19 protein-coding genes and 1 tRNA gene are annotated in these 22,777 nt (G+C 39.3%); 6 read left to right on the top strand and 14 right to left on the bottom strand.

Annotated features, from left to right (window positions below):
• Positions 1 to 338 precede the first annotated feature (338 nt).
• Positions 339 to 1,673, bottom strand: a complete 1,335-nt coding sequence (locus tag AC4CU2_RS01055; RefSeq protein WP_332453179.1) for a hypothetical protein — start codon at positions 1,671 to 1,673, stop codon at positions 339 to 341.
• 961 nt (positions 1,674 to 2,634) lie between these two features.
• On the opposite strand from AC4CU2_RS01055, the gene AC4CU2_RS01050 reads away from it, so the two are divergent.
• The gene (locus AC4CU2_RS01050) at positions 2,635 to 2,862 is read left to right on the top strand and encodes a hypothetical protein (RefSeq protein ID WP_004691623.1); all 228 of its coding nucleotides are present in this window, start codon (positions 2,635 to 2,637) and stop codon (positions 2,860 to 2,862) included.
• Between the two features lie 177 nt (positions 2,863 to 3,039).
• Positions 3,040 to 3,115 (top strand) — tRNA-Thr (locus tag AC4CU2_RS01045).
• 66 nt (positions 3,116 to 3,181) lie between these two features.
• Here the strand turns inward: AC4CU2_RS01045 and AC4CU2_RS01040 are convergent.
• The 3 genes from AC4CU2_RS01040 to AC4CU2_RS01030 form a co-directional block, all read right to left on the bottom strand.
• Positions 3,182 to 4,012, bottom strand: coding sequence for an SAM-dependent methyltransferase (locus AC4CU2_RS01040; RefSeq protein ID WP_438330929.1), 831 nt, complete (start codon positions 4,010 to 4,012; stop codon positions 3,182 to 3,184).
• A gap of 3 nt (positions 4,013 to 4,015) precedes the next feature.
• Positions 4,016 to 5,314, bottom strand: a complete 1,299-nt coding sequence (locus AC4CU2_RS01035; RefSeq protein WP_279734547.1) for an FAD-dependent oxidoreductase — start codon at positions 5,312 to 5,314, stop codon at positions 4,016 to 4,018.
• A gap of 414 nt (positions 5,315 to 5,728) precedes the next feature.
• Positions 5,729 to 6,610, bottom strand: coding sequence for a pirin family protein (locus tag AC4CU2_RS01030; protein WP_438330928.1), 882 nt, complete (start codon positions 6,608 to 6,610; stop codon positions 5,729 to 5,731).
• Positions 6,611 to 6,942: 332 nt separating this feature from the next.
• On the opposite strand from AC4CU2_RS01030, the gene ycaC reads away from it, so the two are divergent.
• Complete coding sequence (ycaC, locus tag AC4CU2_RS01025) at positions 6,943 to 7,569, top strand: isochorismate family cysteine hydrolase YcaC (protein WP_004691629.1); 627 nt, start codon at positions 6,943 to 6,945, stop codon at positions 7,567 to 7,569.
• A 127-nt stretch (positions 7,570 to 7,696) separates the two neighbouring features.
• Entirely contained in the window at positions 7,697 to 8,620 is a 924-nt protein-coding gene (locus AC4CU2_RS01020; protein ID WP_490768158.1) for a LysR substrate-binding domain-containing protein, read from the top strand.
• 98 nt (positions 8,621 to 8,718) lie between these two features.
• Here AC4CU2_RS01020 and ahpC read toward each other — a convergent pair whose 3' ends face one another.
• From ahpC to AC4CU2_RS01000, 4 genes are all read right to left on the bottom strand, one after another.
• Complete coding sequence (gene ahpC, locus AC4CU2_RS01015; RefSeq protein WP_004691631.1) at positions 8,719 to 9,282, bottom strand: alkyl hydroperoxide reductase subunit C; 564 nt, start codon at positions 9,280 to 9,282, stop codon at positions 8,719 to 8,721.
• A 281-nt stretch (positions 9,283 to 9,563) separates the two neighbouring features.
• Positions 9,564 to 10,055: a flavin reductase gene (locus tag AC4CU2_RS01010; RefSeq protein WP_438331091.1), complete on the bottom strand. Its 492-nt coding sequence runs from the start codon at positions 10,053 to 10,055 to the stop codon at positions 9,564 to 9,566.
• A gap of 85 nt (positions 10,056 to 10,140) precedes the next feature.
• Positions 10,141 to 11,187, bottom strand: coding sequence for a methionine synthase (locus AC4CU2_RS01005; RefSeq protein WP_279741407.1), 1,047 nt, complete (start codon positions 11,185 to 11,187; stop codon positions 10,141 to 10,143).
• Between the two features lie 36 nt (positions 11,188 to 11,223).
• Positions 11,224 to 12,216, bottom strand: coding sequence for a DUF1852 domain-containing protein (locus AC4CU2_RS01000; RefSeq protein ID WP_438330926.1), 993 nt, complete (start codon positions 12,214 to 12,216; stop codon positions 11,224 to 11,226).
• An 894-nt stretch (positions 12,217 to 13,110) separates the two neighbouring features.
• Here AC4CU2_RS01000 and AC4CU2_RS00995 point away from each other — a divergent pair.
• Positions 13,111 to 14,409 carry a dicarboxylate/amino acid:cation symporter gene (locus AC4CU2_RS00995; RefSeq protein WP_490768157.1) on the top strand — a complete coding sequence of 433 codons (1,299 nt, stop codon included), beginning with the start codon at positions 13,111 to 13,113 and terminating at the stop codon, positions 14,407 to 14,409.
• Positions 14,410 to 14,612: 203 nt separating this feature from the next.
• On the opposite strand, the gene AC4CU2_RS00990 is transcribed toward AC4CU2_RS00995, so the two are convergent.
• The gene (locus AC4CU2_RS00990) at positions 14,613 to 15,638 is read right to left on the bottom strand and encodes an IS30-like element ISAba125 family transposase (protein ID WP_081405716.1); all 1,026 of its coding nucleotides are present in this window, start codon (positions 15,636 to 15,638) and stop codon (positions 14,613 to 14,615) included.
• Between the two features lie 100 nt (positions 15,639 to 15,738).
• Positions 15,739 to 16,629, bottom strand: a complete 891-nt coding sequence (locus AC4CU2_RS00985) for a LysR substrate-binding domain-containing protein (protein ID WP_078425068.1) — start codon at positions 16,627 to 16,629, stop codon at positions 15,739 to 15,741.
• A gap of 134 nt (positions 16,630 to 16,763) precedes the next feature.
• Here AC4CU2_RS00985 and AC4CU2_RS00980 point away from each other — a divergent pair, with 134 nt between their 5' ends.
• Entirely contained in the window at positions 16,764 to 18,182 is a 1,419-nt protein-coding gene (locus AC4CU2_RS00980; protein WP_490768156.1) for an aspartate ammonia-lyase, read from the top strand.
• 209 nt (positions 18,183 to 18,391) lie between these two features.
• Here AC4CU2_RS00980 and ssb (AC4CU2_RS00975) read toward each other — a convergent pair whose 3' ends face one another.
• The 4 genes from ssb (AC4CU2_RS00975) to AC4CU2_RS00960 form a co-directional block, all read right to left on the bottom strand.
• The gene (gene ssb, locus AC4CU2_RS00975; protein ID WP_406935379.1) at positions 18,392 to 18,997 is read right to left on the bottom strand and encodes a single-stranded DNA-binding protein; all 606 of its coding nucleotides are present in this window, start codon (positions 18,995 to 18,997) and stop codon (positions 18,392 to 18,394) included.
• A gap of 347 nt (positions 18,998 to 19,344) precedes the next feature.
• Positions 19,345 to 19,929, bottom strand: coding sequence for a single-stranded DNA-binding protein (gene ssb, locus AC4CU2_RS00970; protein WP_004691666.1), 585 nt, complete (start codon positions 19,927 to 19,929; stop codon positions 19,345 to 19,347).
• Positions 19,930 to 19,980: 51 nt separating this feature from the next.
• Positions 19,981 to 21,345, bottom strand: a complete 1,365-nt coding sequence (locus tag AC4CU2_RS00965; protein ID WP_005401546.1) for an MFS transporter — start codon at positions 21,343 to 21,345, stop codon at positions 19,981 to 19,983.
• 159 nt (positions 21,346 to 21,504) lie between these two features.
• Complete coding sequence (locus tag AC4CU2_RS00960; protein WP_058952492.1) at positions 21,505 to 22,584, bottom strand: DUF475 domain-containing protein; 1,080 nt, start codon at positions 22,582 to 22,584, stop codon at positions 21,505 to 21,507.
• Between the last annotated feature and the right edge of the window lie 193 nt (positions 22,585 to 22,777).

Below are 22,777 nucleotides of genomic sequence, written 5' to 3'. Positions count from 1 at the left end.
TATTTATTTACAAGTACATATGTACTCTTTCCTGAGTACTCTCACAGTCTCCTGTACAGTATTCACTGTAAATGATCTGTGAGAAGTAGCATCATGAAAGAAAGATTGTAGCGATTGATTGAATTCTTTTTGTAGTCAGTATCTTATGAATAGAAAGGTTAGGATGTTTTAATAATATAAGTTACCAACTAAGTGCCCATTCTTACTATTCCTAGACTCCCTACAAGATTGGGGATTTCTTTCAGAAAAACTCGCCCAATTGAGGGAGCTTTATTGTTTATAGCTAAGCTAAAGTTAGTCTTTTACCAATTAAAATAGTTTTTCCCAAAAAACGCATTTCAATATTTTTTTCCGAAGCCAACCTGTGTCAATTGCCTTGTCTTCGGCAAAGTACTTTCAACAGGAAGAAATATAGCCTGACTAATAAAATATGGAATTAGTACATCTACAGCAGCTTCAATTTTTGTTTTATCTCTCGTTCCAATATATAGATATTCGGAATTAAAAAATGTTTCACTCTTCATTAATTGCTTAACTTTTGCATCTGTTTCAGCATAATGAGTCAATATTTTCCCATCCTTTGACTGATGTTCATTTAATGTATAGGAGCTCGCTCTGACCCAATCATCTTGGATACGATGTATGACCTCCTCCATTGAATTAAATTTCTCATTAGGTTCAATAAAAAAAAGTACATCTAGATATTTTTTCGAAAATTTTTCATTAGTGAATTTAATATACTTGATATCTCCCGATAATCGATAGTCACCTTCAAGCCTCTTCATGAGGTCAGAAAAAGTCTTAGAAAGTAACCGTACATCATGATGCATTTTAAAAGTTGTCAACTCAAATCGAAGAATCCAGCGATCTTTTATAAAAATCTTTTGAAAAGTTTTTTCATTTACGTAATTAATATTTTCAAAATTTTTAGAGTATTTACCTTTATAGGCAATCAATTTTTTTCTAAAATCTAACATGAATTTATTTAATTCCAAGGCTTGTTGATTTGGGAAAAAGTTCATTTTCCAAAACATAAAAGTGTCTTTAACAACATCAAAAACGCTTAAAAAATTAAAAAATTCGTTTAAATCTGAAAAATTATTTTTTTGTAGAATGTTGCAACTATGGTAAGTGTTCAATAAGTCAAAGTACCGTTGACCAATCAATGTGAGACTTTCTTTACTGACAGAAGCATCCGCATCCATATTTTTAACCCATACGGCCTTTGCACTTTTTCCTTCAATTATCCCCTCAATAAAAATAACAAATTTAACTATAAATATTCTCAACTCCTCACCCAGCCCATACTCTCTAAAATATAGATTGGCTAATTTTTCAACTCTCTTCTCATGCTGATTATACTTCCAAATATTCTCATTATCGGAAGCATAATTCATGAGATCCTGAACAGTACAATGAGGTGTCGATAATGGTCTTGCTGGTGCAGCACCACTTACATCAGGCCATCGTGATACTTCTTTCTTTTTAAAACCTGTTCGCTTCTTAACAAGTTCCGTTTCCTGTTTGGGATTAAATGATTCACTTGATGCTTGTTCTATTGTTTCGTTCGCCAAGATATCAGATGCACGTATATAAGATATGAATGGTCTTATCTCCCCTACAACTTTCCCTCTTGCCCTAGTATCATTAGGCAATTTATATACTTTACTCATCAATAAATACATATAACTATTTGTTTTATTATAGACTTAAATAAAAATAAAAACATAATTACCACATATAAAAAAGTTAAAAAAAACATATTATTATTAAAATAAATACAATATTGAGAAAAAATTAAGACAAAAAAAATCCTATCAGACACACTGACGATAGGAGGTTAATATTACTGTTAAATATAAAATTAATTCTGTATCTAGCTATGTTTCCAAAAGTGGAATAAAGCATACGTAGTAATCTACTAAGTATTTATTAAGATAATACTGTACCAATAGGATCAACGAAATGAGAAACTTACCAACCATCTTTTAACTGATTCCTCATGCCGTTACATACTTTTCACAAGCTCATCCAAATCCCGTGCTAAGTTGTACGCAGAACATTTCATTTCAACTAAAGTAGATTCATCTGATATAAAATCTTTACTATTTCAGCAATACAAAATTCAATGCTTAACAGCTCGCTAGTGCAATACAAAAAATTAAACGGTTAATATATAATCCGTTGATCTATTCCTAGGCTGAAATAGCTCTACCAATATTTAAGTGGGGGTAAAACTGGGGGTAAAAACAAAAATATGCTATATAGACATATATTAATTTCAATAAGTTAAATTAATAATGTGATTCCCTCTTTCGCCAAAATTTTAAAGACCTTAATCGAAAGATTAAGGTCTTTTTTTATGCTGAACATTCTTATTTTGACTTGGCACAAAGTCTGCTTCATAAAAACGACTCTTCACCCAATAGGATAATTCGCACCACAAAGTGAAATATTTATTCAAAAATAAACGCTTGAACATGATTCAAACTTGAGCTAAAACAATTTCTAAGGGAGGTTAAAATAAATCATCAATGATCATCTAGATGCAATGTTTATGAAGCACAATTCATTTGCGGTATATAACTAGCGAAACACAAAATTGACCAATAAAACTGCTATTCGGGAGTCAGAATGAATAACAGCACCAATTATGTCAAACAAATTAAAAACGCTAAACGAGGCGGTTATACCCCAACCCTTGCAAAGGATGTCAACAAACATAAAATTCAAAAAGCAATTCGTCTGATTGAACAATGGAGAACGCTGGCCAATGAACTCAAACCTCAAATGCAACTCGACATGGCTTTTACGTTGGAAGAATGTGCCCAAGACCTCGATCAAATTTTAAGGAGCAAATAAGTTCCATGTTTTCACTTAACCCTATTTAAAAACAGTTTCATCACAGCCCCCGAATTTTATTCTTAGCTTTCACCCACCCTTTGGTGGGTGAAGTTTGCACAAACAACCATGTGCATTTCAATCGCTCACTTTTTGGCTTGCGTTTTCAAGAAAATCCGCTATTATTCTCACCACGTTGCCGGCATAGCTCAGTTGGTAGAGCAACTGACTTGTAATCAGTAGGTCCACAGTTCGAATCCGTGTGCCGGCACCATTTTATACTTAGCCTCGCTTTTTAGTGAGGCTTTGTTGTTTCTGACCTTTGGTTTTTTATTTCACTTTAAATGTCTTTCATTGCCGTAATTTGAACATAGCGCACGATGCCTTGTTCAAATAATTTTTGGCAGAGTTTTGCCGTCATTTTAATTTTGAAATGATCCAAATTTTGAGCGGCCTGCTGGGCTAAATGTGCATGATAATAACGAGAAAACCCAGCCAAAACTGCATCTGATAAATCTTCAATAACAATCTGCTGATAGCCTTGTTCTTCTATCGAATGCTTCAAATTCGCTTCTAACTGAAGATGTTCCAAATGAACATCGGCTGCTTTTAACAGCATTTTCAATTGAAGTTTCTCAAAACGATTTAAATTCAAAAATGCATTACTCAACATTAGATAGTGAAAACCAATCCGCCCTTTTGAATTTAAAACAGAATGGGTTGATCTCAAAAATGAATTTAAATCACTGTGATAAGCGGCATCAAGGCACAACACCACATCAAAAGGTGCTGAAAATAGCTTTGAATTTAAATTTAAAAATGACGTTTGAATGATGTGTATCTTTGAATTTAACGTGTGTTGTATGCGCTGGACACATTCGGCTTGTAACTCAACCGCACAAAGTTGCTGAACATGGTAATGCTGCTGCCACAGTAATAGACTCGCACCCTGTCCACAACCCAAGTCTAAAACACGGTCATTTGATTTTAGCTGTAATCGATCAGCAAGATGCGTTGCCAGTGTTTGGCAAGCCTCAGGATAGGAAGATTGGCTATTTTCCCAATAGCCAAGATTGCTCCAAGCCAATACAGCGTGATCTCCCAATTGTTTTGCATCAATTGCATATTTATGTTTGGGCAGATGTCGCTGTAAGGTTTGGAGCCATTTCATGCTTTAGTAGCCGAGTTGTGGGGCAACCTCAACTTTAGGTTTTAATCCAACAAACGGCAATGGTGCATCGAAAATTTCTGCAATATGCATTGCTGAAGTGACGGCAGACTCTAAAATAGGCAGACCATCGCACGACCATGAACCACAGAAGAAGACTTTTCGGTTGGCACTCTTATGGCGTTGTTGTAACTCTTTATTCAAAGCCACCGTTTGCGAGTCCACCACCGCACGGGTCAAAGTTACAGTTGAAATTACTTTTTTCGGGTCAATCTCGGTCACAGGCTGCCACGTTTGGAACACGGCATTTTTACCAACCAGACTCGGTTCGACTGAATTGAGCCAAACCGTGAACTGTTGACGGGTAAACTTACGGTCCATCATATAGCTCAGCACCGACCAGTCTTTACGCTTAGGCGGCATCACGGAAGGATCAGTATGGATCACCAGCTGACCTTGCTCAAAACGGAACTGCTTTAACAGCGCAATATCATCTGCAAATTGAACAGGATCTAAAAACTCTTCAATTTTTGTGGTTGGCGTTGCGACCACCACACGGTCAAACAATTGCTGTTCGCCCTTATTATTTTCAACCAAAACTTTGTCACCTTGTTCAGTGACTTTGCTAATAGCAGATCCGCTTTGGATATTGATGTTTTCAATCAATTTATCGACCAAGGCAGGTGTTCCCCCTTGTATACGCAATAAAGCATCGCCATCCGTCAACTGACGTAAAAAGATCAGCAGCGGTTTCGCTGGCCATTCGCCAATGGTTTTTGGATTGCAGGTACAGATGGTGTAGAGCACAGGCATGACTGCACCATGCCAAAACACTTCTTCAATGTCATGCTGGTTGATAAATTCAGCCAAGGTAATGTCTTGATCTTTAGATTTGAAGAATTTAGCAATCGCGGTTTTAAGCTGCAACATACCTTTAACCAAGCGCCATCCATACTGCTGTAGGCCTTTGCGGTTATTGATAATCGGGAAATTGCCAATGCGACTACGCGTAGTGGTTAGCCATGTTTCTGTACGGTCTTCAAACAGCCAACTACATGCCATGTAGGTGCGTACTGGATACGTTTTGATGCCTAAATAAGTCGCAAGACTTAAGGTGTTTTTCCATAAGTGTGGGTTCATGACACGTAACGGAGCATCAATCAGACCACCTTCAAACTCTGTACTGTGGCTATCCATCCCTCGCCCAGTCAGTGCTTCGAAAATAGTAATATTATGCCCAGCATCCTTTAGAATTCTTGCGGTAGCAAGACCGGCCATGCCGCTACCAATAACTGCAATATCCAAAATTATGATCCGTCAGTCTGACTTATATTGACTGAAATTATGACCCAATGTCGAAAAAATAGGGCTATTAAAAAATACCAGAATCACATTTTTTCATGTGCCGCACTGGTAGGACGACATTTGCTTAAATTACATTTCATTACACTAAAAAGCCACTTAAATAAACACAGGTTTTTTATGCATTTTATTTTAAATAAAAATATAAACCCTTTAAAAACAAAGTATATAAATTAACTATTTTTATAACATCTGTTTTACAAACCAGCGAAAAAGCGCTAATATGCGCCCCGCATAAAAAAGATAATTACATCACATAATAATTCATGACCAACTATGCAAAACAAGAAGACTACAGCGCCTAAAAAATCCCTACCCTTGACCGAGTAGGGATTTCTTCTTTTTAGCGCCAAGATTTTAGTCCACCACAGCAACAGAGATTTCACCAAACTTGCCACGATTAAAATCGTCAAAAGCTTGCACAATTTCCGCTTTGCTATTCATCACAAATGGACCATAACCTTGAATTGGCTCATTCAGTGGTTCACCGGTCAACACCAAGAATTTAGTGTCTTGCAGCGCTTGTAGTTGAATTGCAGCTTCGCCATCTTGAGCAAACATCACAATGGAACTATCCACCACTTTTTGCGTGCCATTAATCAGCACTTCACCACTGAGCACCACCACAATCGTGTTATGCGTGACGGGCACATGGATAAAAGTTTCATACTCTGCTTTTAACTCACCATCCCAAACATTGATGGGACTATACGTTTGAGCAGGGCCATGATGACCACCAAACTCGCCCGCAATCACGCGTATGTGTCCAGCATTATCATCCATTTCGATGCGCGGGATATCTGCCACGGTCAAGGCTTGATAACGGGGTGTGGTCATTTTTTCTTTGGCTGGCAAATTCACCCAAAGTTGTACCATTTCAAACAGACCACCATGCTCAGCAAAGGCTGGAGAATGAAACTCTTCATGCACCACACCTGAACCCGCAGTCATCCACTGTACATCGCCAGTATTGATGGTACCACCGCCGCCGCTAGAGTCTTTGTGTGTCACTTCACCGCTATAGGCGATGGTGACTGTTTCAAAGCCACGATGCGGGTGTGAACCCACACCACGTTGCGATGTGGTTGGATCAAATTTGTAAGGTGCAGCATAGTCCAAAAGTAGAAACGGACTAATCGCTTGTCCTAAGCGGTCATATGAAAAGAGGTTTTTGACAGGAAAACCATCTCCAACCCAATGCATGTCTTGATTACGATAAACACCGATTACTTTTTTCATCTTGGAACTCCTATCTCGATAGGATGAATATGCAATCTATACTACCCCTTTCCTCATCCGTCTTATAGCACTGCGCTAGTACACACAATCACACGAATAGGACAATCCAATTAAAATCATCTCACCTGCATAAAAATCAATTTAAAAACAAAGCCATTCCTTATTTTTATGGCATATTTTTGCTCAAATTTTCCTATTTTTAAGATTAAGCATCTCATTTGGCTTATTTTATTGTCTCATTTTCCTACCTATGATGATGTTCAAGCTCAAGGCCATAACCTTCTTACTGATTGCCTTGAGACTCGACTGATAATCACAACGAGGACAGAAAAATGGCGAAACCTTATATTCGTTTAGACAAAGATAATGCAGCGGTTCTTTTGGTTGACCACCAAGCGGGTCTCCTTTCATTGGTCCGTGACATTGACCCAGACAAATTTAAAAACAATGTGCTGGCACTGGCTGCTGCCGCGAAATATTTTAATCTTCCCACCATTCTGACCACTAGTTTTGAAGAGGGTCCAAACGGTCCTTTGGTCCCTGAGTTGGTCGAAATGTTCCCCGATGCACCCTATATTGCACGCCCAGGGCAAATCAATGCATGGGACAATGAAGACTTTGTTCAAGCCGTAAAAGCCACAGGTAAAAAACAATTGATTATTGCGGGTGTAGTAACTGAAGTCTGTGTGGCCTTCCCTGCACTGTCGGCACTGGAAGAAGAGTTTGATGTCTTTGTGATTACTGATGCATCGGGAACCTTTAACCCCATCACCCGTGATGCAGCATGGGATCGCATGTCTCAGGCAGGCGCACAGCTAATGTCATGGTTTGGTGCAGCTTGCGAATTACACCGCGACTGGCGTAATGATATTGAAGGCCTCGGTTCACTCTTTGCAGCGCATATTCCAGACTATAAAAACCTGATTCAAAGCTATAGCAAAAATACAGCGCAGAAATAATTCAACCTGAGCAAAAGCGATCTTCGGATCGCTTTTTTGTCGTGCGCAATCGTTAGCGATGATACAGTATCAGATCATCCATCGCAGACTGCCTTCGGTCACAAATCAATACAGGCTTGAACCCATCATGCATTCATTTGACGACTATTATTATTTTTATCTTGTGGTCAAGCACGGCGGTTTCAGTGCTGCAAGCGATGCCTCGAACATCACCAAGTCTAAGCTTAGTCGCCGTATTTTAGACCTTGAAGCCAAGTACAACATAACCCTGATTCAGCGTTCAACGCGACATTTTAAAGTCACCCCCTTGGGACAAGAGCTGTTTGAAGAATGTCGTCAAATCATTCAGCAAGTCGAAAGTGCACACAATGTTTTACTGAAACAGAAAAGTGAACCGCAAGGTTTAATCAAAATCAGTTGCCCTTCTGTGATGATGCGCTATCAAGTGCGAAGCTTACTCAATCATTTTTTAAAACAATATCCCAAAGTCCAAGTGGAAATGGAGCTAACCAGCCGTCGTGTCGATGTCTTGCATGATGACATTGATCTTGCCATTCGAACCAATTTTAGCGCCAATGAAGACTCAAGCATTGTGGTCCGTGATGTGGTCAAAACCACGCATTGTTTGGTGGCCAGTCCTGATCTGCTACAGGGCCGTGAAATTCAGTTTGCCACCGAGCTGAATGATTTTCCAACACTCACACTGGGAGTACAAAAGTCTGATTATCAATGGTTATTGCATCATACCCAGAGTGATGAACAGATCGTGATTCCTTTAGAACCACGGGTCAAAAGTAATGATGTCGCAGGCGTGTATTACTCGGCTCTGGATGGACTTGGCATTGCCAACCTACCTTACTTAACGGTAGAGGCAGATATTGCTTCAGGTCGCCTGATTCACATTTTGCCCGACTGGTGTTCCAATATTGGAACCGTACAGTTGGTCTATGCTTCACGTAAAGGACAACGTTTGGTCATGGAAAAACTGATTGAGTATTTGATTCAGGGTTTAAGAGACTTTGCCAGCACCAGCAAGGGTTACCATCTGTAAAAGCTAAAAGAACCCTGCATAAAAAAATCAGCCACTTGGGCTGATTTTTTACAGGTATCATGCTCGTGACTCAGCACGATGCAACTATCGAGGTCAGCTTAGATTTTACCAACCAAGTCGATTGACGGCGCAAGCGTTGCTTCACCTTCTTTCCATTTTGCTGGACATACTTCACCTGGGTGTGCATGCACATATTGTGCTGCTTTCACTTTGCGTAAGAGTTCAGATGCATCGCGACCAATACCGCCAGCATTAATTTCAATAATTTGGATTTTACCTTCAGGATCAATCACAAAAGTACCACGGTCTGCTAGACCTTCTGTTTCAATCAGCACGTCAAAGTTTTTAGACAACGTCCAAGTTGGATCACCAATCAATGGATACTGAATTTTACCAATCACATCTGAAGTGTCGTGCCATGCTTTATGGGTAAAGTGGGTATCGGTCGATACGCCGTAAATTTCCACACCGAGTTTTTTAAACTCAGCATAGTGATCGGCTAAGTCGCCCAATTCTGTTGGACACACAAAGGTGAAATCAGCAGGATAGAAAAATACGACAGACCATGTGCCTTTCAAGTTTTGCTCAGACAACTCAATGAATTCACCATTTTGGTAAGCAGTTGCATTAAACGCCTTAACTTCAGTATTGATTAAACTCATGTATTCGTCCTCAAAAGATTTGTGAGAGTGCTTAAGTGATACAGCGAGAATACGCACAAATCTAAAATAGGTAAAACAGTAAGTTTTTATTATTTTTATCGAATTTTTAGATTAAATATTTCCCCCTCACGCTGTTGCCCGATTTTCACCATCTTGTGACCTAAATGAAAACCTTTCGATTATCCAAATGAGCTCAATACAGTCAAATCCAGAGTCAAGCCGAGAAAAATCTATGATTTGGGAGGGCATTTCCAAGCGTTGATGTTCAATAAAAAGTGAATTTAAGCCGTTTCGGTCTGCCCCACCTGATGATAAGCACGATTAAAATACACTAAACTTTGCTCATACTGGCTTTGTTGAATCGCGACAATACGGCACATAAAAACCGAATGTGTTCCCACTTCTTGAATATCATCAATTTCACAATCAAAATTGACCAAAGCATCCTTTAAAACAGGTGCGCCCGTTTCTAGCTCTGTCCACACACCATGTTTGAAACGCTCTTCAGACGTCATTTTAGATGCAAAGACATTCGAAATATGCTGATGTTGTGCACCTAACACATTCACCGATAAAATTTTATTATCGACAAAATGTGCATGTGAACGCGATGCTTTATTCATACAGACCAATAATGTCGGTGGTGTATCCGTCACACTGCATACGGCAGATGCTGTGAATCCATGACGATCAGCCATGCCTGCCGTAGTTACGACACTCACGGCACTGGTTAACAAAGACATTGCATCTCTAAAGTCTGTTGCTTCAATCATCATTTTATTCCTCAGTAGAACGGACACATGCTTTTAAATGGAATACGAGCTACCCATTTCTGATCAAATAGATAGCCCGTTCACATCACGCGCTTGCTGCGTATGAAGCCGAAAGTTCTTTACGAATAATTTCTGCACCTGCGCTTAACGCATTCAGCTTACCACGTGCCACTTCACGTGCTAAAGGTGCCATGCCACAGTTGGTCGAAGGATAGAGTTTATCTGCATCGACAAACTGAAGCGCCTTACGTAGTGTATTCGCAACTTCTTCAGGTGTTTCAACGGTATTGGTTGCCACATCAATCGCACCGACCATGACTTTTTTACCGCGAATCAGTTCAATCAGATCCATTGGTACACGCGAGTTTTGACATTCAAGTGAGATGATATCAACTTTAGATTGTTGCAGTTTAGGGAATGCTTCTTCGTATTGACGCCACTCTGAACCCAAGGTCTTTTTCCAATCGGTATTGGCTTTGATGCCATAGCCATAGCAAATATGAACCGCAGTTTCACATTTCAGACCTTCAAGTGCTCGTTCAAGCGTTGCAACACCCCAGTCATTCACTTCATCAAAGAACACATTAAATGCAGGTTCATCGAACTGGATAATATCCACACCCGCAGCTTCTAACTCACGTGCTTCTTGATTCAGGATCTTAGCAAATTCCCAAGCCAGTTTTTCACGGCTTTTATAGTGACCATCATACAGCGTATCAATCATGGTCATCGGGCCAGGTAATGCCCACTTGATCGGCTGATTTGTTTGGCTACGTAAAAACTTAGCATCTTCAATAAAAACAGGCTTTTGACGGCTTACTGCACCGACTACAGACGGCACACTCGCATCATAACGATTACGGATACGCACCGTTTCGCGTTTCTCAAAATCAACGCCATCCAGATGTTCAATAAACGTCGTCACAAAATGTTGGCGGGTTTGTTCGCCATCACTAACGATATCAATGCCTGCATGGAGTTGTTCTTGCAATGACAAACGTAAAGCATCTTGTTTCGCTTCGAGTAATGCGTCACCTTCGAGTTTCCAAGGTGACCAAAGTTTCTCAGGCTCAGCAAGCCAAGAAGGTTTCGGTAAACTGCCCGCAGTTGATGTTGGTAATAAAATGGCCATTTTAAATCTCTATTTCAATATTCTGTTTCAGGTAAATTAAGCAGCGTTGCTGTTTACGGTGTAATTCGCAGCCCATTTTTCAAGGATGTCTTGATACGGCTTGATAAAGTTTTCTTCTGTCCATTTACCTTGCTTGACCGCGAGCTGACCACGTTCAACGCGGTCATAGACGATTCGCGTTAATGAGTAATCTGGGTACTCTAGGCTGGCTTGATAGACTTGAGCTGCTGATGAATTTGCATTGTAAATTTCAGGGCGATAGATCTTTTGGAAAGTTTCCATGGTGCTAATCACACTGATCAATTCAAGATCGGTGTAATCACGCAGTAAATCACCCGCAAAATAGAATGCTAAAGGTGCAGCGCTCCCTTTCGGCATAAAGAAGCGAACCTGTAAGCCCATTTTATGGAAATACTCATCGGTACGTGAATATTCATCTTGTTTATACTCAACACCTAAAACAGGATGCTCATTGGCAGTACGGTGGTACTTCTTCGCCGTTGAAACACTCAAACAAATCACAGGCTGTTGATTAAACTCTGCTTTAAACGTCTCTGAGTTCACCAAATATTGATACAGCTTGCCATGTAGATCACCAAAACCTTCAGGTGCATACGACTTCGAATTCTCTTTATTATGTTCTTTCAGCACCACGCTAAAATCGTAGTCACGTACATAAGATGAGAAGCTATTCCCAATCATGCCTTTAATACGTTGATTGGTGTGATGATCTGTAATTGTGCTTTTCAGCATTTCAATGATAGGGAAAGCTTGACCATTCCCCTCAATGTCTAAATTTGCAGAAATAATATCGATTTCAAGCGAATAACGATCACCATTCGGGTTATCTGTTTGTGCTAAGGCATTGAAACGATTATTGATCATACGAAGTGTATTACGTAGGTTCTGCTCACGACTTTCACCGCGCGCCAAGTTAGCAAAGTTCGTCGTTAGACGTGTGTTATCTGCTGGTTGATAGTTTTCATCAAAACGAATGCGTTTAATTGAACATGCAAACTCTGTACTCATGGCGATCTGTTACCCTATATTTCTGCGATAAAACTGAATTTCTTTCATGCTCTTTCTAGAGGGTCCAATTTTCTTTTTGGACCTTTCTAGCGAATCGTCTTTCCAGCCTTTTCAGTTTTTTCTGATCCTCAGGCTAAGAAGTAACGATGAATATGATCTATCGTTAAGAGCGTGGTTTAATTTATACCTGAATGATCACATGAATAAAAATGATTTAATCTCACACAAAAGTGAACTAAATTCATGTTTAGAAATTCTGTCGCTTTAACAATGAATTGCGCATAGATAATTTTTTGTGGATGTACGAAAGGAAAGAATGAAAACATCAAGCCCTTGTGCATGAGCTGTGAAAAGTCATGATATTGCTCAATCAACGTCATCAACACGCTACCTCTCTATTTTAATTATCTATTTATATCAGCAACTTAAATTCATGAGCTGATTATTAAAATATTAGATAAAACGGGCAATTCAATGGTTTTGTCCGTGGGAAAATTATGAGCGAAAGCTTGGTTTTGAGTTCGTGCATTCATTAACTTTGACTTCGCTTTCTGACCTTGGCTCTTCCTCACAGAATCAGGAAATTTAATATCTTTCCTATCACCAATCAGAATTAAAAAAACAAACATTCGGTCGTTATATTAAGAACAGCTCACCTATATCAAGTAAAACTAAAGAATCATCTCATGCATTTTTTGCATAACTGAATTAAAAATTGCATTGTCGTTTTTTTAAAAAAAGTAACACTTGCCACAGTTAAATCCCCAATCGATGATTTAGCACTCAATACCTAAAGCAATGCCTCTATAAATTGATCAACATGGAATGTCATCAATGCCTTGCTACATCAGGCCAAAAGTTGATGAAAAGAAGATTAAAGAAGGAACGATAAGTATGAAGCAGAAGAAACTACTGAAATATATTCTGATTGCCATGATCTCAGGAATACTGATTGGTTGGGCTTTTCATAGCACTTTAACGACTGCACAAACCACAGAACTTGCAGCCTATTTTAAAATTGTGACCGATGTATTCTTAAGATTAATTAAAATGATTATTGCACCCTTAGTGTTTGCAACAATCGTTTCTGGTCTGCTCTCGATGGGAAAATCCTCATCTCTGGGATCAATTACCTTAAAAGCCATGAGTTGGTTCATTGGTGCATCATTTATTTCACTTTTACTGGGCATGGGCTTAGCCATTTTATTCCAGCCCGGCGCTGGAATGAATCTCACCGTTCCTCAAACAGCGGTTGATATCGGTGTCAGTGCGACAAGTCTGAGCTTAGAAAGCTTCATTACGCATATTTTCCCGCGTAGTTTTGCTGAAGCCATGGCCAATAATGAGATATTACAGATTTTGGTTTTCTCCATTTTCTTTGGTTCTGCACTGGCCTATGTGCAACATCAAAGTGAAGTGATCGTCATTGGCAAAATTATTGATGAACTCTGTAAGGTCATGTTCCGAATTACAGATTATGTCATGGCATTTGCCCCTATCGCCGTTTTTGCAGCCATTGCTTCCGCGATTACCATCCAAGGCCCTAAGCTGATTATCGATTATAGTATTCTCATTGGACAGTTCTATGTGGGACTCTTGGTGCTTTGGACTCTCCTGATTGCATTCGGCTATATCTTCTTGAAAAAAGATATTTTTAGATTGATGCGAATCGTGCGTGAACCCACCATGTTGGCATTTGCGACCGCAAGTAGTGAATCGGCTTATCCAAAAACCATGGAAGCTTTGGATAAATTCGGTGTGCCTAAACGCATTACCAGTTTCGTTCTCCCTTTAGGTTATTCTTTCAACCTCGATGGCTCGATGATGTATATGGCATTTGCCGTGTTATTTATTGCACAAGCCTACAACATTGATTTAAGTTTTTCCCAGCAAGCACTCATACTCTTTACCCTCATGATTACGAGTAAAGGGATTGCAGGTGTTTCACGAGCATCTATTGTGGTGATTGCCTCCACTCTGGCTATGTTCCAACTTCCTGAAGCCGGTATTCTATTAATTTTAGCGATTGATCAGTTTTTAGATATGGGCCGTACGGCAACCAATGTGATTGGAAATAGTATTGCAACTGCCGTGATTGCACGTACTGAGGGCAATAAAGATGAGAGTACCGAGCAAGAAGGTATTATGGTGAACAACATTTCTCCCGCAAACCAATTAGCCGATAACACTTAGAATTATTTATAGATAAAATAAAAGGTGATTTTTAAATAGTAAGTAAAGTCCTTTATTTAATATTCATAAAATCACCTTATTTATTATTTAAATAGACCTCTTGCGAAAGTATAGTTTTATCTAATTTTTGAATTGGCTAAAACCTCACAAAATATAGCTTTCGACTGCTTAAAATTTGACTAACGCAAGAAGTCTAGGCGAATTCAAACATGAGGTGCGACAGTTTCAAAAGCCTTATGATAATCAACAAGCTGAGCAAATTTCTCTAATGGTGTAAGCCAATCTAACGCCTTTCTAGGACGAGTATTCAGTGACATGGCAACTTGATTTAAATAATGCTGATCTGCCTGATTTAAATCAATCCCTTTAGGTAAATATTGCCTAATTAAACCATTCATATTTTCGCATGTGCCTTTTTGCCAAGGTGAATGTGGGTCACAGAAATATACATCTATGCCTAAATCTTCTTCGAGTATTTTATGTTCTGACATCTCGCGTCCACGGTCATAGGTCAACGTTTTACGCAGTTCTGCAGGTAAATATTTCAGAGCTTCAGTTAAAGCCTTGCGCACTGATTCTGCCTTTGCATCAGGTAATGTTGCCAAGATACAGAGCCGTGTATTTCGTTCAATAAGTGTTGCTATCGAACTTTTATTGTCTTTACCTTTAATTAAATCAGCTTCCCAATGACCCGGTATTTTTCTTTCTTGAACTTCGGCTGGGCGCTCATGAATAGTTTTAATATCCTGTAATATAGAATCTTTTTTAGGTTCACCGTTAGCTTTTCGCTTTTTATTTTCATGACGCAGACAGGATAATAAGTCTTTTTTCAACTCACCCTTGGGTAATGCGCGTATCGTTGAATAAATCGTTGTATGGCTTACATTCATTGTTTGATCCAAATCAGGAAATGTCTTTAAACGCTTTGCTATTTGCTGAGGAGACCATAAACAACGGATCGCTTCAACAATAAATTTCCAGAGGATTGAATCGATTTTGAGTTTTCTGTGACCACGTCTACGTCTAGCAAAAGTGTTATCAGAAGCATATCGAGCTTGATAAACGTCATTGATGCTATTTCTTTTAAGCTCACGATAGATCGTACTAGGATGTCTTTTAATAAGTTCAGCAAATTTTCTGGCTGAAAAGCCTTCTTTTCTTGACTCAAGCATTAATGCAGTACGATCTTCAAAGTTAAGATGATGGTATGACAATTTTATATACTCCATAAACCCTTTAAATTAATTAGGTGGTTTATGTCGCACTTCAAGTTTTACTCTGCCCTAATATACCTCAAAACGATTAACAAAAATAATCCATAAAGTCCAATTATTTATTTTTCTGAATTAAAATATTCCAAATATAATTAATTCGATTTGAAAATGACATTTCTCGTTTAACCAGATAGACATCTTGAAATAAATAGTACTGATTACCATCCAGTACTTTTAATTTATTTTCTTGCATCTCTCTTTCAACCAATAATTTAGGCAACCATGCCACACCTAAACCTTGTAATACCAACTCTTTTAAATCACCTGCATTATCCGTCTCATATAAAGTTCTATAATCCAACTTATTTTCAATCGCTTCATCCACACAGTTTCTTAAATATGCTTGTTTACTATAAGACAACAAAGGAAAAGACTGATCGAGTGAATATTTGGCCGTCCCATCATGATCTAAGGCCGTCACCGGGAGTATTTCCATTTCAACAATTTTATGAAATTCGAACAAAGAACGATCGAATTGTTCTAATGTTTTTTGATCGCAATAGCTGATTAAAAAATCACACGAACCATCTTTTAATAAGCGCATGCCCTGTTTGAAATTTGAGGCAATAATTTCCAATTTTAAGTCCGTCATATCCATCGATAACTCATGAATAAAGCGGGGGAAAAACTGGGTAATGAGCGAGTGTGACACTGCAAACTTGACGGTTAACTCATCATGTTTCACATTCTTTTCTAAATATTTTATTGTTGTAGTGAGTTGATTTTGTATATTTTTTGCCGAAGCCAGTAAAACCTGGCCTGCTTCTGTGAAATCAATATTTTTACTGTATCTTTTCAAAATTTGGAAACCCAATGAGTTTTCAATATTCTGAATTCTGCGCGTAAAGGCAGACTGCGTGACATGTCGTAGAGCTGCTGCTTGAGATATCGATTTTTCTTGCTCTAATGCAAGTAAATCTTCAATCCATCGAATTTCTAAAGTCATAACTCATTCTTCACTCATCCTTTGATCAATTATAATCTATTATGCAAAAAATGCATGTAGTAATATATTTTTACATTAGAAAAAAAACCGTGCGCACTTTAATATCGATTTATTCGAGATTAGAGTCTATTTAAATGAACATTAAGATTAACACACGCGTTGAAAAGGATTTATTAGGGCATAAAGAGATTCCCGTTCATTGCTATTATGGCGTACAAACTTTAAGAGCTTTAGAGAACTTTAATTTAAGCCCAAATAAACTCAATCAATTCCCTGTTTTTATTAATGCCCTTGCAATGGTTAAAGCTGCATGCGCAGAAGCCAATTTTAAACTCAATAAGCTTGAAGAAAATAAATACAATGCTATTCAGTATGCATGTGAACAAGTTATTAATTATAAGTATCATGACCAATTTCCAATTGATATGATTCAAGGTGGTGCGGGAACATCCACCAATATGAATATCAATGAAGTACTGGCTAATATTGGCTTAGAACATTTAGAGCATTTAAAAGGCGAATATCAATATTTACATCCAAATAATGATATTAATATGTCTCAATCAACCAATGATGTCTATCCAACAGCAATTAAAGTGGGTTTAATTTTTGCAATAGAGCAATTGAATAGCCCGTTTCAAAATTTAATTCAAAGTTTTAAGAACAAGTCAGATGAGTTTTCGCATATCTTAAAAATGGGTCGTACCCAATTGCAAGATGCCGTTCCAATGACCTTGGGTCAAGAATTTGGCGCATTTGCAAATACCTTACAAAATGATTTAAACAAGCTCAATGACATCATGCCGTCTGCTTTAAGTGTTGTAAATTTGGGCGGAACAGCAATTGGAACAGGCATCAATACCGAAGTTAAGTATCGTGAATATGCCATCGCAGCGTTGTCTGAAATTACGCAAAAGCAGATCAGCAGCTCACCTGATTTAATCGAAGCAACCTCAGATATGGGTGATTTCGTTTTATTATCGAGCTTCTTAAAACGTACCGCGACTAAACTCTCAAAAATTGCCAATGACCTGCGTTTACTTTCTAGTGGCCCTCGCACAGGTCTGAATGAAATCCATTTGGAACCGCGTCAACCAGGCAGCTCAATTATGCCTGGCAAAGTGAACCCTGTTATTCCAGAAGCAATGAATTTAGTGTGTTTTCAAGTGATTGCAAATGATTTAGCCATTACTTTGGCGGCCGAAGCAGGTCAACTGCAGCTCAATGCGATGGAGCCATTAATTGCTTTTAAACTGTTCGAATCGATCGATTTGTTGGGTAAAGCGATGCAAATGTTCCAATATAAATGTATTGAAAACATCCGTGCCAATGCTGAACACTGTCAGGCAAATGTAGATAATTCAATCGGCATTATTACTGCACTCAACCCATATTTGGGCTATGAAACAACGACTCGTATTGCAAAACAAGCGAATGAAACGGGTCAAAGTGTATTGGCTTTAATTAAAGCTGAAAACCTATTGTCTGATCAACTTTTGGCTGATGTGCTATCCATCAAAAATATGGTTCATCCTCAGCAATCTTTATCATGATTTATTAGCATTTCGTATTTTTAAAAAGGGATCTCATCAGAGGTCCCTTTTTTATAGAGAGGAAAAGTATGCTATGTCACTCGTATTAGCTGAACATCTTTATTCTATAAAGCTCTTTTTTAAATACCAAATTTGCCTAGCCATAAAAAAAGAACTTGATATAAATCAAGTTCTTTTTCACTTCATACAATATTTAGATATTATACAAATCAGAATGGAAGATCATCATCCATATCTGCTGGTGCTGCCGCAGGCGCTGACTGAGGAGCCGCCTTTGGTGCAAAACCGCTTGGGTTATTGTTCGCATAACCACTTTGTTGGTTGTTGCTATTGCCCGCTGCAGGATTGCCGCCATAACCGCCTTGGTTGTTGTTATTGTTATAACCACCACCTTGGTTATTGTTGAAACGTGGTTGTGCATAACCATCATTTCCGCCTTGCATTTGCTCGCCTTGCTGACGGTTGTTGTCGAGCATCTGCATTTGCTCACCACGAATTTCTGTGGTGTAGCGTTCTTGACCATTTTGATCTGTCCACTGACGAGTACGCAGTGAACCTTCAATATAAACTTTCGAACCTTTACGTAGGTATTGTTGCGCAATTTCACCTAGACGGTTGTGTAACACAATACGGTGCCATTCGGTTTGCTCTTTACGCTCACCTGTGCTTTTGTCTGTCCAAGAGTCGCTCGTTGCAATTGAAAACTGGGTCAACGAACCACCGTTTGGAAAAGTTTTCGTCTCTGGATCTCGGCCTAATGTGCCCACTAATATGACTTTGCTCATATTAGTTTTACTATAAGTTGCAGTATCCATATGGGCTTTGTTGCATAAATATGTAAGCATCTGATTTAAATAAATTTAATTTTGGATCAAAAAATAATCAAAACTTTTAAAATCATATAGTTATGAAATCTTTGTGCAACAAAGCCACTTAACATTAGACCTATTGCGTTAGTCAAAATTTAAACAGCCTAAAGCTACATTTAATAAGGTTTTAGCCAATTCAAAAATTAGGCAAAACGATACTTTCGCAAGAGGTCTATTTTCTATAGTTTAAAAAATAGCCTCTCTTATTTACAACATAAAAGAAGCTATTTTTCTGTTTAAGTAATTAATTTAAAATAAATTTAAAACAAAATTATCTTAAATAACTTAACAAGTTAGAACGGAAGATCATCATCCATATCTGCTGGTGCTGCCGCAGGCGCTGACTGAGGAGCCGCCTTTGGTGCAAAACCGCTTGGGTTATTGTTCGCATAACCACTTTGTTGATTGTTGCTATTACCTGCTGCAGGATTGCCGCCATAACCGCCTTGGTTGTTGTTATTGTTATAACCACCACCTTGGTTATTGTTGAAACGTGGTTGTGCATAACCATCATTTCCGCCTTGCATTTGCTCACCTTGCTGACGGTTGTTGTCGAGCATCTGCATTTGCTCACCACGAATTTCTGTGGTGTAACGTTCTTGACCATTTTGATCTGTCCACTGACGAGTACGCAGTGAACCTTCAATATAAACTTTCGAACCTTTACGTAGGTATTGTTGCGCAATTTCACCTAGACGGTTGTGTAACACAATACGGTGCCATTCGGTTTGCTCTTTACGCTCACCTGTGCTTTTGTCTGTCCAAGAATCGCTCGTGGCAATTGAAAACTGGGTCAACGAACCACCATTTGGGAAAGTTTTCGTCTCTGGATCTCGGCCTAATGTGCCCACTAAAATAACTTTATTTACACCGCGCATCTGATGTTTACTTCCTATCTATTTCTATTATTTACTTTATAAGAGTTATGCTTAAATGGCTACCTCTTTCCCCAACAACTGCGTTAAATCTTGTCGCGTAGCATCATCTATTTGCTGCTTATCGACTTTTACATACGCTACTTGCTGATCAGACATCACCACGACCTCTTCAATACCACGAATCGCTAAAAGCTGTGAAGTCCATTCGTCCGTTTGTTTATGCTCAGGTAAACGCAATACCATCGAAGACAAATAACGTGGTTGTGCCAAGCCAAAACTAATCAATAACCAAACAATCGCAAGTCCAGTCAGGATGCTCCAACCCAAGGCAGTATTGTTTAACAACAACAACTGACCACCTGTGACACCACCAAAGAATGCGCCTAAAAACTGGCTACTAGCATTGACGCCCATCGCAGTCGCTTTGGACTGAATCGGTGCAGCTTTCGATAACCATGACGGCAACAACGCTTCCATGACATTAAAGGCAATAAAGAATAAACCCAAACCTGTCAGCAAAATATACTTCGACTCAAAGCCAAAAATTAGGATGCCTAAGCCTAAAATAATGCCGCCAATAGCCGTTAAAAAGATGCCTCGCATCTTGCGATATTTTTCAGCCAACACAATACTTGGAAAGGCAAAAAATAGGCTAACTACCAACAGCGGTAAATACACCCAGCCATGCGAATTTAGTGGAATTTTTGCAAAGTCGATGAGTTGCGATGGGACATAAATAAACATTGCCGTCAGCAATAAATGTAAGCTAAACACCGATACATGCAGACGGTTCAGATCGCCCATTTTTAAGACTTGTTTGAGCTGAGCCAAATAGCCTTGCTGATAATTACGATGATGGCGGGTGACTTTTGGCACCAAAAACAACATCGAAATGGCCGCCAAACCCATGATGGTCGTTACCCAGAATAATCCTGAAATCCCTACTAAACCGGTAAGCCACGGCCCCAAACTAAAAGCTACAGCAAAAGAAACCCCGATACTCATGCCCATGGTTGCCATGGCTTTCATGCGGTTTTCTTCACGGGTCACATCCGCCAGTAGTGCCATCACCACTGCAGACACTGCTCCACCACCCGCAATGGCACGACCAATAATCACCCCATAAATGGTGTCTGACATCGCGGCAATTGCACCACCCAAAGCAAACAGAAGTAGCCCAAAAACCACCAAGGGCTTACGACTATAACGGTCAGCAATCAAGCTGAAAGGAATCTGTAAAATAGCCTGTGTTAAACCATAAATCCCCACAGCCAAACCGAGCAGCGCAGGCGTTGCATATTCATAGGTCTGCCCTGCCACAGAAAATACAGGGATGATCATGAACAAACCCAACATGCGTAAGGCAAAAATACTGCTTAAGGCAAAAGTTGAACGACGTTCTAAAGCATTCATCATAAACGAGGACAGACTGTATTGAATTAATCTTGGATCAAGATTATAGGCTATTCAATCCGACTAGCGGCATGAATTTTATGTTTAATAAAAGCCTTCCTAATCTGAAAAACAAAAAGCGCAGCCTGAGCTGCGCTTTTCTGCGGTTTAAAGCAATCTGCTTTAAGCGGCTTGATGTTTTTTGTATTGAATAGAAGCAATAACTGCCCAAACAATAAAGGCCACACCAATTAAACCCGTGACAACTTCTGGTACATGTAGACCTGTACCACTTGCCAGCATAATGAATGCTAAAGCACCAATGGCGTAGTGTGCACCATGCTCAAGGAAGACATAGGCATCCAAAGTCCCTTTTTCTACCAAGTAAATCGTCATCGAACGCACGAAAATCGCACCAATCGCGAGACCCAACATAATAATCACGACATCGGAAGTAATGGCAAACGCGCCAATTACGCCATCAAAACTGAACGATGCATCAAGTACTTCTAGGTATAAGAAACCACCAATACCTGCTTTGACCACACCCGTGGTTGCGCCATTGGCATCATGTGTAACTGCATTGCCGTCTTCATCAACTTCAGGTTCACCACCCAACAAATGACTCAAGACTTGTACGCCAATGTAAACCACGATGCCCCAGATTCCCGCCATGGTCACCACGAGACGTTTAGCTTCATCGACATTAGCCGCCATCACCAAAAGTGCAATCAGTGCAAGGAAGACTGACATTGCAGGAACATTAGCCAAGTTCGCCAAACGGCGCTCCAACCAACGGAACCAGTGCGTATCTTTACCTTCATCCAAAAAGAAGTTAAGAAACACTAACAATAAGAACGCGCCACCAAATGCAGCTATTTCAGGGTGGTGATCCATCAGACGTTGTGAGTAGGTTTTTGGATCATTTAAAGCCAATTGAACAACTTCAACGAAGCCCATATCTGCAGTTACCGCCACAATTGCGACAGGGAAGATTAAACGCATACCAAATACAGCGACTAAAATACCCACGGTAAGGAATAACATTTTCCAAAAATGATCCCAACCTCGTAACACAGATGCATTGACAACGGCATTATCAAAAGATAACGAGACCTCCATCACCGCTAAAATTGCAGTGATGGTCAAAGCAGTAAACATGGTCTTTAAGCCCGCTTCTGGTCCATGGGTAAAACCCCAGTACGCAGACAACGCAAGACACACGATCGTAAAAATGATAGAGAAACCAAAATGTTTCATCATGACAGATCGACCTATAAAAAAATTTGGAGATGAACGAAAACTTAAAAAACAGGTTGAGTTTTATGGCCGCAATTATGACGCTTTTTGCGCCTGAAACCAAAACATCTTCGTTAATTTTTACTTATCTCACCGATGTACGGAGATGGATTGTTGTTCCGCGTAAACTGTTGTTATAGTCTTGCCCATATTTTGG

The organism is Acinetobacter sp. 797_lipA, assembly GCF_058243025.1.
Note: the sequence above shows the minus strand (reverse complement) of the source record. Positions and strands in the feature narration are given on the sequence as shown.

Coding starts and splice junctions, on each gene's coding strand:
- AC4CU2_RS01055 (WP_332453179.1), bottom strand. CDS start 1,673: ATGAGTAAAGTATATAAATTGCCTAATGATACTAGGGCAAGAGGGAAA.
- AC4CU2_RS01050 (WP_004691623.1), top strand. CDS start 2,635: ATGAATAACAGCACCAATTATGTCAAACAAATTAAAAACGCTAAACGA.
- AC4CU2_RS01040 (WP_438330929.1), bottom strand. CDS start 4,012: ATGAAATGGCTCCAAACCTTACAGCGACATCTGCCCAAACATAAATAT.
- AC4CU2_RS01030 (WP_438330928.1), bottom strand. CDS start 6,610: ATGAAAAAAGTAATCGGTGTTTATCGTAATCAAGACATGCATTGGGTT.
- ycaC (WP_004691629.1), top strand. CDS start 6,943: ATGGCGAAACCTTATATTCGTTTAGACAAAGATAATGCAGCGGTTCTT.
- AC4CU2_RS01020 (WP_490768158.1), top strand. CDS start 7,697: ATGCATTCATTTGACGACTATTATTATTTTTATCTTGTGGTCAAGCAC.
- ahpC (WP_004691631.1), bottom strand. CDS start 9,282: ATGAGTTTAATCAATACTGAAGTTAAGGCGTTTAATGCAACTGCTTAC.
- AC4CU2_RS01010 (WP_438331091.1), bottom strand. CDS start 10,055: ATGATTGAAGCAACAGACTTTAGAGATGCAATGTCTTTGTTAACCAGT.
- AC4CU2_RS01005 (WP_279741407.1), bottom strand. CDS start 11,187: ATGGCCATTTTATTACCAACATCAACTGCGGGCAGTTTACCGAAACCT.
- AC4CU2_RS01000 (WP_438330926.1), bottom strand. CDS start 12,216: ATGAGTACAGAGTTTGCATGTTCAATTAAACGCATTCGTTTTGATGAA.
- AC4CU2_RS00995 (WP_490768157.1), top strand. CDS start 13,111: ATGAAGCAGAAGAAACTACTGAAATATATTCTGATTGCCATGATCTCA.
- AC4CU2_RS00990 (WP_081405716.1), bottom strand. CDS start 15,638: ATGGAGTATATAAAATTGTCATACCATCATCTTAACTTTGAAGATCGT.
- AC4CU2_RS00985 (WP_078425068.1), bottom strand. CDS start 16,629: ATGACTTTAGAAATTCGATGGATTGAAGATTTACTTGCATTAGAGCAA.
- AC4CU2_RS00980 (WP_490768156.1), top strand. CDS start 16,764: ATGAACATTAAGATTAACACACGCGTTGAAAAGGATTTATTAGGGCAT.
- ssb (WP_406935379.1), bottom strand. CDS start 18,997: ATGGATACTGCAACTTATAGTAAAACTAATATGAGCAAAGTCATATTA.
- ssb (WP_004691666.1), bottom strand. CDS start 19,929: ATGCGCGGTGTAAATAAAGTTATTTTAGTGGGCACATTAGGCCGAGAT.
- AC4CU2_RS00965 (WP_005401546.1), bottom strand. CDS start 21,345: ATGATGAATGCTTTAGAACGTCGTTCAACTTTTGCCTTAAGCAGTATT.
- AC4CU2_RS00960 (WP_058952492.1), bottom strand. CDS start 22,584: ATGATGAAACATTTTGGTTTCTCTATCATTTTTACGATCGTGTGTCTT.